A 13,576-nucleotide genomic window follows, 5' to 3' on the forward strand; every position below is an offset into this window, starting at 1 on the left:
TTATAATGGAAAAAAATGATTGTGCGGTTCGAATTCTTGGTATTTCAAAAAAGTTTGGAGTTTTAACGGCTTTTTCTAATGTTTCGTTTGAAGTTCCAACTGGCCAAGTTGTTGCGTTGTTAGGCCCTTCGGGAGCTGGAAAGTCAACCGTATTGCGTTGTATAAACCACTTGGAAAAAATTAGCTCGGGACGCATTTATGTCTATGGTGATTTAATCGGTTATCGTGAAGGTGAAAAGGCTTTGTATGAATTGTCGGACGCTGATGTAAGTCGGCAGCGGCAAGTTGTTGGAATGGTTTTTCAGCATTTTAATCTTTTTCGCCATATGACTGTGATTGATAATGTCATGTGCGCGCAAATTCATGTATTAAAGCGTAGCAAAGTCGAAGCTCGAGATATTGCGGTTAAATTTCTTGAAAAAGTAGGTTTAAAAGACAAGGCTCTGGTTTTTCCTTCGCAATTATCGGGCGGTCAGCAACAGCGCGTTGCTATTGCAAGGGCATTGGCCATGGCGCCCCGTGTTTTGCTGCTTGATGAACCAACATCTGCCCTTGATCCAGAATTGGCGCAGGAAGTAGTTGTTACTATTCGTGATTTAGCGCGCGAAGGGCAAACCATGTTAATTGCTACTCATGATATGGGAATTGCACGAGATGTGGCAGATCGCGTTATCTTTATGGAAGGGGGAAAAATTGCCGAGGATTCTTCTTCTCAAGATTTTTTCACTCAACCAAAAACTGATCGTGCAAGGCAATTTCTTGCAAAAATACTCCATTAATTGATTGCTAAAATTGGTCTTTTGTCGCGCATATAGCCAAATATCCATTGATTGGAGATCAAGCATATAGGGAACTGCATTTCAATATTATAAAATCTGTTTTGATTAAAAAAATGGATTTCACTTTAAGGGAGAGCTTAAACCAATAGTCTATTTATAAATAAATCCTAACGATCCAATATATCGACTATTTGTATAGTTACTATGTTATCATCAGGAGATGCCATCAACATGCATTTGGCATGGGCTTTACTCATCATTAAATATTGATAGAAAAAAGGCAATCATTGTTTTACTTTAGAACGATTAATGAATTAATAAGGCAAGATACTGGCTCTTAATATTGGATGTTGATTGAGGAAATAGATGAAAAGCGAAAGTGAAATTAATGTTGCAGGTGATATACGGGCTAGAATTCTTAGTATGATCATTGGAGCTGAGTTAAAACCAGGCGTTAGAATTGTTGAAGACGAGCTCTGTGAGAAAATTGGCGTCGGACGAACGCCTTTGCGTGAGGCCTTATTGGTCTTGCAGGGTGAAGGCTATGTTGAACGTAAGCGCGGTTGGATCGTTGGCGAAGTTAATAATGACCAAATTAGCGCTATTTTTGAAAGCCGCGCGGCGATTGAGGGGGCAACAGCACGTCTTGCTGCGCGATATGCTGACGATAGTACTTTTGCAGAGTTAAAGGATCTAATTGAAAAAATGGATCGCATAGATTTGCTAAGTCGGCGCGATTTAAATGAGCTTAATTCATCATTTCATCAAAAAATTGTCGATGCGGCACGCAATCCATTTTTAGCTGATTTTCATAAGCGCACCCGCTTCCAATACTGGCTTTTACGTGTGCCTGTATTGTTTACCGAGGTGGAGGCAAAACGCACGAATGATCAGCACCGTATGATTTTAGACTGTCTTATCAATAGGGACGAAAAAGGCGCGGAAGAGGCTGCAAGAGACCACGTTGAAACAACACGCTCTATAGTTGAGCCCGCGATACGTTTTTAAAAGTCACCAGTTAACATTAAAAATTATCTTACAATAATAACAACAACAAAAAATAGGGGAATAAAATGAATAATATTTTCAACAAGCTACATCATGTTTGTATTGTGGTAGATGACCTTGAAAAGGCAATTACATATTATGAAGGCCTAGGTATTGGGCCTTGGTATGATTATCCCAAACATGGCAATTATATTGAGTTTGAAGTTCCCGACGCTAAAGCTTCCGCTGTGATGCGTTATAAATGTGTAGATCTTGATAATATTCAATTGCAACTTTGTGAACCAAATGGTGATGCGTCGCCACAAGGGCGTTTTTTAAAGGATCATGGCCCTGGTGTTTATCATTTGGGGTTTGAAGTTGCTGATATGAAGGATGCGGAAACAAAAGGTGCCGAGCTTGGCTTGGATGTTATTGCGCGCGGATTACGTGCTGATGGTGGTGGTTTTTGTTATTATAATACTGCCGAAAAGGCCGGAACAATTTTGGAAATAAGAAAATAATTGTTTGAAAGTTTTAATTTAAGGCTGTGCCTAATTTAAAATAAAGCCATTGCGCATTTCAGGAGGATTTTATGAAACCTGAATTTATAAAAAATATCTTATTTTGCTTATGTGCAATGTTTTTCTTTGCTTCTTCAGATGTCTTCGCCAAGCAAATGTCTGTTCATTACCCAGCTTTACAATTGGCTTGGTTTCGTTATTTTTGTGCTATGCTTTGCTGCGCTCCACTTTTGTTCCGTCCAGTAAATTTTAATCAAGTTCATTTTGGCGGCCAAATTATAAGAGGTATCGGAATGAGCGGCGCAACAGTGTTTCTCATTGCGGGTATAGGCGTGTTGCCTTTAGCCGAAGCAACGGCACTTTGCTTTGTTTCACCGGTTTTTGTTATTTCATTATCTGTATTATTTTTAAAAGAAAATGTACGTTTTGCGCAATGGCTACAGGTTTTATGTGGCATCATCGGCATGTGTTTTATCTTGCGTCCCGGCTTTTCTGCCATTCAAATGGCCGCCTTGTTTCCACTATTTTCGGCGATGTGCTGGGCTTGCGCACTTGTTTTTTCTAAACGTGCATTAATGCACGATAAAATTCAATTAACTGCGTTGTTTTCGACGATAACAGGTTTTTCTCTTTTAACTATTGTCCAGCCATGGGTGTTTGTTTGGCCAGATAAAAGCCATTTATTTTTGCTTTTATTGATGGGGCTGGCTTGGTGCATAGCGCATATTTTTATCATTTTGGCTTATACATCATCAGATGTACCAGTCTCTAAATTAGCGCCATTTTCCTATACGCAATTAATATGGGCGACAATTGGTGGATATATATTTTTCAATAATATTCCTAATCTTACTACCATTATCGGCAGCGCAATTATCATTCTTTCAGGGATTTGGGCTGTGATGCGGCGCCATGCGTGATATTTTGCTATAAAACAATGTCGTTTAATGGCGTTAAAGTCTAAAGCAAAGGCATTAAGATCTGCTTGTTAAATGGAACTCTTCAAAGCTAAGTCGCCTATAGCATTTTAAAACGGCTATTTGCCATCAATATGCCCTTTCGCCTATTTAAAAACGCACAAAACTACTATAATGTTAAAAAAATAAATGTGCTAAATGGATTATGTAAGATAGTTTTGTTTTATAAGACAAGAGTAGAGATATTACTTATTGTGCATTCGTCTTTATGCTAATTTTTTTACTAGGTTGAAAGTGAGAAAAACGTGGAACAAGCAGAAATTGGATTGATTGGTCTTGCCGTAATGGGGGCAAATCTTGCTCTTAATATTGCGGAAAAAGGTTATCGCGTTGCCGTTTATAACCGTACCTATGCCAAGACAGAAGAATTTTATAAAAATGCTGGTGATCTGCAGGATAAAATTATTCCATGTAAAACATTGGAAGAATTTGCGGCAGCCATTCGCCCACCGCGTCCGATTATTATCATGATTAAAGCTGGTGAACCTGTTGACGAACAATTACAAGAATTAGCACCTCATTTATCAGAAAATGATATCATGATTGATGCAGGTAATGCCAATTTTCGCGATACTATCCGCCGCTTTAACACCTATAAGGATAGTGGCTTAACCTTTATGGGCATTGGCGTTTCAGGCGGTGAAGAAGGTGCGCGTCACGGTCCATCAATTATGGTTGGCGGCACAGAAACCTCATGGAAGCGGGTTGAGCCTATTTTAACCGCAATTGCCGCGCGTTATGATGGCGAGCCTTGTGTTGCACGTATGGGCAATGACGGTGCTGGTCATTTTGTTAAAACCATTCATAATGGCATTGAATATGCTGATATGCAGATGATTGCCGAAATTTATGGCATTTTCCGCGATGGTCTTAAAAAAGATGCACATGATATTTCCAACATTTTTAGCGAATGGAATAAAGGCCGTCTTAACTCTTACCTTATCGAAATTACTGCAACGGTTTTAGGAGCAAAGGACCCAATATCTGGTGTGCCTATGGTTGACATGATTGTCGACAAAGCAGGACAAAAAGGCACGGGAAAATGGTCGGTGATTGAAGCCCAAAATATGAATGTGCCAGCAACCTCGATTGAGGCTGCAGTTGCCGCACGTTGTATTTCAGCGCTTAAAGATCAACGCCAAGCTGCAGCTAAATTATTTGGTGCGCAAAATCACGATTTTTCGATTGCTTATGATGATGCTCTTAATCATGATTTGGCCCAAGCATTGCTTGCCGCTAAAATTGCAGCTTATGCGCAAGGCTTTGTTGTAATGGCTGAGGCATCACGCGAGTATAATTGGTCGTTGCCAATGCCTGAAATTGCAAAGATTTGGCGTGCTGGTTGCATTATCCGCTCGCAATTTTTAGATGATATTGCTAAGGCCTTTGTTGATGCACCAGATGCGGTTAATCTTATTGTAACGCCAACATTTGCTGACATGGTTAAAGAGGCATTGCCATCTTTACGCCGTATCACATGCGCTGCATTACACGCCGGTCTGCCTGTTCCAGCTTTGTCGGCAGCCCTTAATTATTTTGACAGTTATAAGCAAGAGCGTGGTACTGCCAATTTAATTCAGGCACAACGTGATTTCTTTGGCGCCCATGGTTTTGATCGTATGGATGGTAAAGATATCCATCATGGCCCATGGGGGTCTGGTTTAGCTGATTTTAAATAATTGGTTTAAATAAAAAATACAAAACGCTGGTTTCTTTTAGGATGCTGGCGTTTTTTATTGGCATTAGATCGTCTGATTGGCTAATGCACAACGCTTTTCCTTTTTAAACTCGCCAGAAAATAAAATCCTAAATTTACGGTAGTCACGCTTTATGAAAAATAAAATTATAAAACTATTATTTTCTTTGATGGGGAGCGCCTTAATGGTTTCAGCAGCTTATGGCAGTAATATCACTACGGACTTAAAGGTTAAAGCGGATCAAGGTGATGCTAAAGCGCAATATGAATTGGGTAAAATTTATAATAAGGGGGATGGCATAACCCTGGATAAAAATGCAGCCTTAAAGTGGTTTTTGCTTGCAGCTGAACAAGGTTTAGCATCGGCGCAATATCAGTTAGGTTATATGTATTCTGCGGGTGATGGAGTTAAGGTTGACAAGATGGCGGCACTTAAGTGGTTTAAACTTGCTGCAGATCAAAATCTTGCTGAAGCTCAATTTAATTTGGGTGTGTATTATTTAAATAGTGATGATAATGCTGCTGCCTTAAAGTGGTTGCAATTGGCTGCCGATCAAGGGTTGGCGCCCGCGCAATATAGTTTGGGTGTGTTATATCATCAAGGTGAAGTGGTAGAGCAAGACGATAAACAAGTGCTTAAATGGCATAGCTTGGCAGCAGAACAGGGATTTGCGGGCTCACAATATAATTTAGGTATGATTTATTTAAATGGTGAAGGGGTAGAACCTAGCCGAGAGATAGCGATAAAATGGTTTCAAAAAGCAGCAGATCAAGGTTTTGCCCCAGCACAATATAATTTGGGGGCCATTTATGACAGCGGCACCAATTCTACACCTGATTTTAAGCTGGCACTTAAATGGTATAAGCTTGCTGCAGAACAAGGTTATCCCCCAGCACAATATAACCTTGGTTTAATGTATTTAAACGGTGAAGGCGTAGCTATTGATAAAGATGAGGCGGCGAAATGGTTACAACGTGCCGCCGACCAAAATTTTGCAAACCCTGATGAAAGTTTGGAAAATTATGGAAAGTAAAATTAGGTGAGTAAAGCTAAGTAAGTAAAACTAGGCGGGTGAAAATAGGTAAGCTAAATTAATTCGGCATCATTCAGTAGCTTATAGGTATTGATCCTATTTTATTTTTACCCAACTTGCCTTAGGTTTATTTCGCATTATAAATATTGCAATATATAATTATAAAATCAGTATCTTAACAAGATATATATTATTTTTGCAGCTCTTTAATCATGCTTAATACGTCCATGCTTGCTTTTTCTAAGGCAGTTGTATTCTTACTTTTAATTACTAATTCAACAGAAAATGGATTTTCTTTGTTTTCTGAAAATTTGGGATAAGAGCCAATAATTGTTTGCGGGTTGGCTTTTTGTATTTCGCCAAGCTTTTCGCTAATGACACCTTCACCAAAGGGGCAGTTAATTGAAATAGATTGAAAAGGTGTGCCTTTATCCAAGCTTGGCAAAATGGCATTGAGCATCACATCAAAAACATTAGGAACGCCAGCAAGCACAAAAACATTGCCAATTTTAAAGCCGGGGGCTACTGAAACCGAGTTTGCTATTAAGCTTGCGCCTTGCGGTGTTCTTGTCATCAAGCGGCGGGCAGGGGTGAAAGGCACATCACGCGCTTTATAATAATCGCTAAGAATCAATTCCGCTTCGGGATTAAAGATACAAGGAAGATCAAAAGCCTTTGATATTGATTCTGCGGTAATATCATCATGGGTTGGCCCTATACCACCGCTGGTAAAGACATAATCATATTGGGCTCTTAAAGCATTAACACCAGCAATAATTGCTGCCTCATCGTCGCCCACAATGCGTACTTCCTTTAATTCGATTCCCACTTGGGTTAAAGTTTCAGCAAGAAGCGCAATATTTTTGTCTTTTGTTCGGCCCGAAAGCAATTCGTCACCAATGGCGAGCATTGCGGCTGTATATGAAATGGTAGAATTATTGTTCATGGTAATTTCCTATCCAGCCTATTAAAATTGATTCTGTTGATCATTGTTACTTTTGTCGCTTAAGTTTACATGCTTTTTATCGATTGGATAGGATAACCTCGTTTGCTAATCTAATTTACCCAATATGGGCCATACGATGGCAATCAGATCCTAATGGACTTATATTAATTAGCGTCGGTTCAATATTTCTTTGGTTGAATAGACATTTAAATGGCTTGGGCGGTCATTGCCATTATAGAGTCGAACTAACCATTGGGTTCTGGTTGCGCCACCAGCAGTTATTCCTGCATTAAGACCATTCGGGGTAGATGCGCCAGCATCACCAAAACCATTTGGGTTGCGGCCATAATCAACGGTAAAGCGCGGTCTGCTGGATGATTCTGGCTGTTTTGTTTCTAATGTAAAATATTCAAAGCCACGCCGTTGGGCAATTCCGGCAGCCCTAGTTAAAGTTTGTGGTTGAATTTCACCACCATCATAAAAACGGCTTTCAAACTCAGCCGATCTATTATCTGGAGATAATTGAGCAGGTAATGTGCCGTTACATGCAGTTAAAAGCATTAAGGCTGGAAAAAGTAAGCCAAGTTTTTTCATTGTAAAATCCTAAGCATTTTATAAATCTATTATCTACATTGAATAATGAAACTCTACTTAAAGAATCGATTTAGAAATTAAGTGGATAATAGTTTGTTGAAAATTGGGCTTTAAGCCTAGATATTGCGATTTTGATAAAGGGTAAAAGAATTTAGCAGCAATTAATCGCAATTAAATCATGTTAAGACTGGCCATTACTTTATTTGCCAAAGCTAAATAAGCCAATATGACGCGAAAATACCCTAACTTTTAAGGCCCAAAAAAATTAAAATTTTGAATAGGGAAATATGGTGGGCGATGAGAGACTCGAACTCCCGACATCTTCGGTGTAAACGAAGCGCTCTACCAACTGAGCTAATCGCCCTTTAATAACTGCTTATTTCTTATATCTAAATAAAAAATAATGGTGGGCGATGAGAGACTCGAACTCCCGACATCTTCGGTGTAAACGAAGCGCTCTACCAACTGAGCTAATCGCCCCCGTTAAGGGTAGGCACTCTCTAATTCATAGTTTTGCAAAGTGCAAGCGAAAAAAATAAAAAATTGCATTTTTTTATATATTTTTAAAAAAAACGAAGAAAATTAAAATTTGTATCGATTTTCTAATTTATGTGGTTGACGAATCCATTTTTACCTTTTAAACGGTGCCAACGCCAAACAAATCGCTGTTGTTTAAATAGCTTCTTGGCTTGGTTGATAAGTGCGCGGGTGTAGCTCAGTTGGTTAGAGTGCCGGCCTGTCACGCCGGAGGTCGCGGGTTCGAGTCCCGTCACTCGCGCCACTTAACCTTTCAAAATAATTTTGACTAAATTGGTTAAGTGGCTCCCTCGCACTATTTATCTTTATTTATTTTCCTTTTCTTTGCTGTTTAATTGTCAAGCCATTTTAGGCTTATTTAGCTTGAAGCTTTTCTATTGAAGTTTTTCCTCGAATCTTTTCCTTTGGCATTTTTGTCTGTTTTATAGTGTCTATGTCTTCTAAGTGATTCATGTTTTTTGTTTTGCTGTTGCAATAAAGGGTATAAATCCACTTTAGTAATTTTGGTGAAATCCATTCCGGTTTGGGGAAAATCCAAATTGCGGGCAAGCGCGCGTTTTTTGTGTGTTGGCTTGGCGGTTAATAGGCTTCCAGTGATGAAATGCCATAAAAATTGGTTAAATTGAACTTATTTTAATTATAGTGCTTGACTTCTTTGTTCGAACATCTTAGACACCGCTCACGCCAGACGAAATGGTGATTGAAAATTCAGTAGTTAGAAAATTCAATAACTAAATGTCTTGTCAAATGCGCGGGTGTAGCTCAGTTGGTTAGAGTGCCGGCCTGTCACGCCGGAGGTCGCGGGTTCGAGTCCCGTCACTCGCGCCACTAAACTTTTAGTTTAGTGGCGCTTTTTATTTCCCTTATTATATATTCTGCAATATTTAGTCTAGCAGATGTCTAGTTAATTGCTTTGATTTGACTTATATCTTTAATTGAATTGGGCTTTTGGTGTACTGGTGAATGCTTGCCGGTAATTGTGTGGCGGTGGAATGCTTTTCATTTGCATGAAATCAAAGTGCGATCTTGATTGAAGTACGAACTTGTTAAAGTGTTGTAGACGCTCATCGCATTTAAGGGTAATTTAAAGATATCAATTCATTTCATTGGGGTTGTTGCATTGGGGTAATTGCCAATTCGTTGGTGGCGGCAATTCAAAATGAGTAAAATGGCTTCAGCCTAAACTGCGCTATCATTAAAAACAATAAATTGAGTTGAGCTTCTGTTAGAATGATTCTATGGTGGCAACAAGGTTTTTGCGCGTGTATGTTAGTTTTGGCAAAAATATGGTCGCTTCTCGATAAAGTGAAGATTGGTGTCTTGTATCTTTGAAATGAAGGGCCATATTGTAAGGCAGTAAAGCAAAAATGCCGTAAATTCTATGGTGTTAGGGAAAAGTGGAGTTGTAGGGCAGGGTGTTTTGATAATTCTGTTCTAGCTGTTAACAGTGAGAGAAATGTCGCATAAAATATCTTTTTTGCGATAAAACTATTGCTTGTTTGTGTACTCTGCGTTAACCCTTGCGACAAATTTCGCGCAGCATGCCCTTGAAGCTGTTTGGGCGAGGAAAATGTCTAAAGAGATTCTTTGGTGCACTGAGCTGTTTTGTTAATGCAAGGTGTTTAATGGCGTTGCCTCGTTTGAAAAGGTGTTAAAGGATATGCCTGATATTCTAATGAATTACCTGCCTGTATTGATATTTATAATAGTATCATTGGTAATTGCAGGTGCTTTGTTGATTATGCCCTATATTGTGGCTTATCGTTCGCCCGATCCAGAAAAATTATCTGCTTATGAATGTGGCTTCAACTCGTTTGATGATGCGCGCATGAAATTTGATATTCGTTTTTATCTTGTTTCAATTCTATTCATTATTTTCGATCTTGAAGTGGCTTTTCTTTTCCCGTGGGCGGTTGCTTTCCGCGATATTGGGATGTTCGGGTTTTGGTCAATGATGCTGTTTCTAGGTGTTTTGACTGTAGGCTTTATCTATGAATGGAAGAAAGGGGCTCTGGAATGGAATTGACCGGAAACAAGACTTTGGTCGCGCCGCAGCCTAAAGGAATTATTGATCCTAATACTGGCAAGCTTATTGGTGCTGACGACAAGTTCTTCCAAGATATTAATGCCGAGCTTTCTGATAAGGGTTTCTTGGTTACATCAACAGATGCGCTCGTTACTTGGGCGCGTACCGGTTCATTGATGTGGATGACCTTTGGTCTTGCTTGTTGTGCGGTTGAGATGATGCATTGTTCAATGCCGCATTATGATAATGAGCGTTTTGGTTATGCTCCGCGCGCTTCACCGCGCCAATCAGATGTTATGATGGTTGCAGGTACGCTTACCAATAAAATGGCTCCCGCATTGCGCAAGGTCTATGATCAGATGCCTGAGCCGCGTTATGTGATTTCAATGGGTTCATGTGCAAATGGTGGTGGTTACTACCATTATTCCTATTCGGTTGTGCGTGGTTGTGATCGTATTGTTCCTGTAGATATTTATGTTCCTGGTTGTCCTCCTACTGCTGAAGCGCTGCTTTATGGTGTGCTTTTATTGCAGAAGAAGATACGCCGTACCGGTTCGATCGAGCGCTAGGAGAGTATTATGGCTTCTGAAGCAATTGAAGATCTTAATAGTTATCTTGCTGAGCGTATAGGTTCTAAAGTGTTGAGCCAAGAGATTGCTTATGGTGAGTTAAATCTTTTGGTTGATCCTGCCGAGCTGCTTGGTGTATTGACGTTCTTGCGTGATGATGTGCAGTGTCAATTCATCTGTATTATTGATGTTAGTGGCGTTGATTTTCCATCGCGTGAAAAGCGCTTTGATGTATCCTATCATCTTTTGTCACCACGTCAGAATTTGCGCATTCGCGTTAAGGTGCAGGTCAGTGAAGATGAAGACGTGCCATCAGCTTTCAGTGTCTATCCAGGTGCTGATTGGTATGAGCGTGAAGTTTACGATATGTATGGCGTTTTGTTCTCAGATCATCCAGATTTGCGCCGTATCTTGACCGATTATGGTTTTGAAGGGCACCCATTGCGTAAAGATTTTCCAACTACTGGTTTTGTGGAATGTCGCTATGATAATGAAGTAAAGCGGGTAGTTTATGAGCCTGTTGTTCTTCGTCAAGAAATGCGCAGCTTTGACTTTTTATCACCTTGGGAAGGTACAGATTATGTTCTGCCTGGTGATGAAAAAGCAGGAGAGCGCAAATGAATCTAGGTCAGCCAGAAGAAAGCACTTTCATTCGCGAGGGTAAATGTCTTTGTGGTGATGTGCATTTTAAGGCAAAGCTATCTGGTATAGATGTCGGCATATGCCATTGTCATATGTGCCAGAAAATGTCTGGTGGCGTTTTTATGTCCCTAGCGGTTGATCCGGCGATTGAAGTGCTGGGTAATGTTGAATTTTCAGTTTATCCATCGTCTTCTTGGGGCGAGCGGCTGTTTTGTTCATCATGTGGAAGTTCGCTTGGTTGGCGTATGCGTGATGGATCAATGGTCTATTTAAGTGCTGCTGCATTCGACGATCAAAGTGGTTTTGAATTGAAAAGTGAAATTTATTACGACGAAAAACCGCATTTTTATGAATTTGCAAATGAAACGCGTAAGATGACCGGTAAGGACATTGAGGCGCTCTTTTCAAACGGAGGGATTTGATCGTGGCTGAGGTCAATGTCCGTAATTTTAATATCAATTTTGGTCCGCAGCATCCAGCAGCACACGGCGTGTTGCGCTTGGTATTGGAGCTTGATGGTGAAGTGGTAGAGCGGGTTGATCCGCATATTGGGCTTCTGCATCGCGGTACAGAAAAATTGATGGAAACTAAGACCTATTTGCAAGCAGGTCCCTATCTTGATCGTTTGGACTATGTTGCGCCAATGAATCAAGAGCATGCCTATGTGCTCGCCATTGAAAAAATGCTCAAAGTTGAGGTGCCAAAGCGTGGCCAGCTCATTCGTGTGCTTTTTTCCGAAATTGGTCGTATTTTGAACCATCTTCTTAATGTTACCACGCAAGCCATGGACGTTGGTGCTTTAACGCCACCACTTTGGGGCTTTGTGCAGCGCGAAAAAATGATGGTATTTTATGAGCGCGCTTGTGGTGCTCGTCTTCACGCTAATTATTTCCGTCCAGGTGGTGTTCATCAAGATTTGCCAGAGCAATTGGTTGAAGATATTGGCGCATTTCTTGATCCGTTTCTTGAAGCGCTTGGTAATTTGGATGCGCTGATTACACCTAATCGTATTTTCAAACAACGTAACGTTGATATTGCAACTGTTTCGCTTGAAGATGCATGGGCTTACGGTTTTTCTGGTGTTATGGTGCGCGGTTCAGGCGCTGCTTGGGATTTGCGCAAAAGCCAGCCTTATGAGTGCTATGAAGAAATGGAATTTGATATTCCAGTCGGTAAAAATGGCGATTGTTATGATCGTTATCTTGTCCGCATGGAAGAAATGCGCCAGTCAGTCCGTATCATTCGCCAATGTGTTGAGCGTTTGTTAAGTTCAGAAAAGACTGGGCCTGTTTCAAGTGTTGATCAAAAAATTACCCCGCCAAAACGCGGTGATATGAAGCGTTCAATGGAAGCGCTTATTCATCACTTCAAACTCTTTACTGAAGGTTTTCACGTTCCTGCGGGTGAAGTTTATGCAGCCGTGGAAGCGCCAAAAGGCGAATTTGGTGTCTATCTCGTAGCAGATGGTACCAATAAGCCATATCGTGTTAAATTACGTGCGCCGGGTTATGCACATCTACAGGCAATGGATTTCTTATGTAAGGGTCACATGCTTGCAGACGTTGCTGCTATCCTTGGTTCCCTTGATATTGTTTTTGGAGAAGTTGATCGCTAATGTCTGTTCGCCGTCTCGCTGATGAATCTGTACAGCCCGATACATTTGCTTTTAATGCTGAAAATATGGCATGGGCTGAAAAAACCATTGCTAAATATCCAGAAGGTCGCCAGCAATCGGCGGTTATTCCTTTGCTCATGCGTGCGCAAGAGCAGGATGGTTGGGTCACACGCGCGTCAATTGAGTATATCGCTGATTTGCTCGGTATGGCTTATATTCGTGTTTTGGAAGTAGCAACATTTTATACGCAGTTCCAGTTGAAGCCAGTGGGTACTAAAGCCCATGTGCAAATATGTGGTACAACTCCTTGCATGCTTCGCGGTTCAGGTGAATTGATCAAACTTTGCAAGAATAAGATCAACGAACAGGCATTTGAAACCAATGCGGACGGCACGCTTTCATGGGAAGAAGTCGAATGTTTGGGCGCTTGCGTTAATGCACCAATGGTGATGATTTTCAAAGATACGTATGAAGACCTAACACCAGAGCGTTTAGAAGAAATTATTGATGCTTTCGAGCGTGGTGAAGGTGCGTCAGTCCCTGTTGGGCCGCAAAATTCACGCAAGTCATCAGAACCAATCACAGGATTAACGTCATTGCTTGATGGTGATCAGGTAAAAGCTCAAGCTGTAAAGCCTAAAGAGTAGATATGT

General features: G+C 40.6%; 14 protein-coding genes and 4 tRNA genes. 14 read left to right on the top strand and 4 right to left on the bottom strand.

Annotated elements, in window-relative coordinates; all coding sequences use genetic code 11:
* Positions 1-5 precede the first annotated feature (5 nt).
* The 6 genes from N5852_RS05545 (at position 6) to N5852_RS05570 (ending at position 5,994) form a co-directional block, all read left to right on the top strand.
* Positions 6-779: an amino acid ABC transporter ATP-binding protein gene (locus N5852_RS05545; RefSeq protein ID WP_262099426.1), complete on the top strand. Its 774-nt coding sequence runs from the start codon at positions 6-8 to the stop codon at positions 777-779.
* A gap of 366 nt (positions 780-1,145) precedes the next feature.
* Positions 1,146-1,787: a GntR family transcriptional regulator gene (locus tag N5852_RS05550; RefSeq protein WP_262099427.1), complete on the top strand. Its 642-nt coding sequence runs from the start codon at positions 1,146-1,148 to the stop codon at positions 1,785-1,787.
* 65 nt (positions 1,788-1,852) lie between these two features.
* Positions 1,853-2,287: a VOC family protein gene (locus N5852_RS05555; RefSeq protein ID WP_262099428.1), complete on the top strand. Its 435-nt coding sequence runs from the start codon at positions 1,853-1,855 to the stop codon at positions 2,285-2,287.
* Between the two features lie 71 nt (positions 2,288-2,358).
* The gene (locus N5852_RS05560; RefSeq protein ID WP_262099429.1) at positions 2,359-3,207 is read left to right on the top strand and encodes a DMT family transporter; all 849 of its coding nucleotides are present in this window, start codon (positions 2,359-2,361) and stop codon (positions 3,205-3,207) included.
* Between the two features lie 302 nt (positions 3,208-3,509).
* Positions 3,510-4,943: an NADP-dependent phosphogluconate dehydrogenase gene (gndA, locus tag N5852_RS05565; protein ID WP_262099430.1), complete on the top strand. Its 1,434-nt coding sequence runs from the start codon at positions 3,510-3,512 to the stop codon at positions 4,941-4,943.
* A 202-nt stretch (positions 4,944-5,145) separates the two neighbouring features.
* Complete coding sequence (locus N5852_RS05570) at positions 5,146-5,994, top strand: SEL1-like repeat protein (RefSeq protein WP_262099431.1); 849 nt, start codon at positions 5,146-5,148, stop codon at positions 5,992-5,994.
* Between the two features lie 190 nt (positions 5,995-6,184).
* On the opposite strand, the gene N5852_RS05575 is transcribed toward N5852_RS05570, so the two are convergent.
* The 4 genes from N5852_RS05575 to N5852_RS05590 all read right to left on the bottom strand — a co-directional run bounded on the left by N5852_RS05575 (position 6,185) and on the right by N5852_RS05590 (position 8,014).
* Positions 6,185-6,940 carry a competence/damage-inducible protein A gene (locus N5852_RS05575; RefSeq protein WP_262099433.1) on the bottom strand — a complete coding sequence of 252 codons (756 nt, stop codon included), beginning with the start codon at positions 6,938-6,940 and terminating at the stop codon, positions 6,185-6,187.
* A gap of 168 nt (positions 6,941-7,108) precedes the next feature.
* Positions 7,109-7,534, bottom strand: coding sequence for a hypothetical protein (locus tag N5852_RS05580; RefSeq protein WP_262099434.1), 426 nt, complete (start codon positions 7,532-7,534; stop codon positions 7,109-7,111).
* Positions 7,535-7,822: 288 nt separating this feature from the next.
* Positions 7,823-7,898, bottom strand: a tRNA-Val gene (locus N5852_RS05585).
* Between the two features lie 40 nt (positions 7,899-7,938).
* Positions 7,939-8,014 (bottom strand) — tRNA-Val (locus N5852_RS05590).
* A gap of 224 nt (positions 8,015-8,238) precedes the next feature.
* Between N5852_RS05590 and N5852_RS05595 the strand changes: the two genes are divergently transcribed.
* The 8 genes from N5852_RS05595 to nuoE all read left to right on the top strand — a co-directional run bounded on the left by N5852_RS05595 (position 8,239) and on the right by nuoE (position 13,570).
* A tRNA-Asp gene (locus tag N5852_RS05595) sits at positions 8,239-8,315 on the top strand.
* A gap of 507 nt (positions 8,316-8,822) precedes the next feature.
* Positions 8,823-8,899, top strand: a tRNA-Asp gene (locus N5852_RS05600).
* Positions 8,900-9,731: 832 nt separating this feature from the next.
* Positions 9,732-10,097: an NADH-quinone oxidoreductase subunit A gene (locus N5852_RS05605; protein ID WP_182417251.1), complete on the top strand. Its 366-nt coding sequence runs from the start codon at positions 9,732-9,734 to the stop codon at positions 10,095-10,097.
* A complete protein-coding gene (locus N5852_RS05610) occupies positions 10,088-10,666 on the top strand; it encodes a NuoB/complex I 20 kDa subunit family protein (protein WP_182417250.1) in 579 nt (192 codons plus the stop codon). Before N5852_RS05605 ends, N5852_RS05610 begins: the two co-directional genes overlap by 10 nt.
* Before the next feature lie 9 nt (positions 10,667-10,675).
* The gene (locus N5852_RS05615) at positions 10,676-11,287 is read left to right on the top strand and encodes an NADH-quinone oxidoreductase subunit C (protein ID WP_182417249.1); all 612 of its coding nucleotides are present in this window, start codon (positions 10,676-10,678) and stop codon (positions 11,285-11,287) included.
* Complete coding sequence (locus N5852_RS05620; protein WP_182417248.1) at positions 11,284-11,730, top strand: GFA family protein; 447 nt, start codon at positions 11,284-11,286, stop codon at positions 11,728-11,730. The genes N5852_RS05615 and N5852_RS05620 overlap by 4 nt, the downstream gene beginning before the upstream one ends.
* Positions 11,731-11,732: 2 nt before the next feature.
* Positions 11,733-12,923 (top strand): NADH-quinone oxidoreductase subunit D, encoded by a 1,191-nt coding sequence (locus tag N5852_RS05625; protein ID WP_182417247.1) that lies wholly within the window; start codon positions 11,733-11,735, stop codon positions 12,921-12,923.
* Positions 12,923-13,570, top strand: coding sequence for an NADH-quinone oxidoreductase subunit NuoE (nuoE, locus tag N5852_RS05630; protein ID WP_262099436.1), 648 nt, complete (start codon positions 12,923-12,925; stop codon positions 13,568-13,570). The genes N5852_RS05625 and nuoE overlap by 1 nt, the downstream gene beginning before the upstream one ends.
* Positions 13,571-13,576: the final 6 nt, after the last annotated feature.

It is taken from the genome of Bartonella sp. HY328 (assembly GCF_025449335.1).
In the GTDB taxonomy this organism is placed as follows: Bacteria; Pseudomonadota; Alphaproteobacteria; order Rhizobiales; family Rhizobiaceae; genus HY038.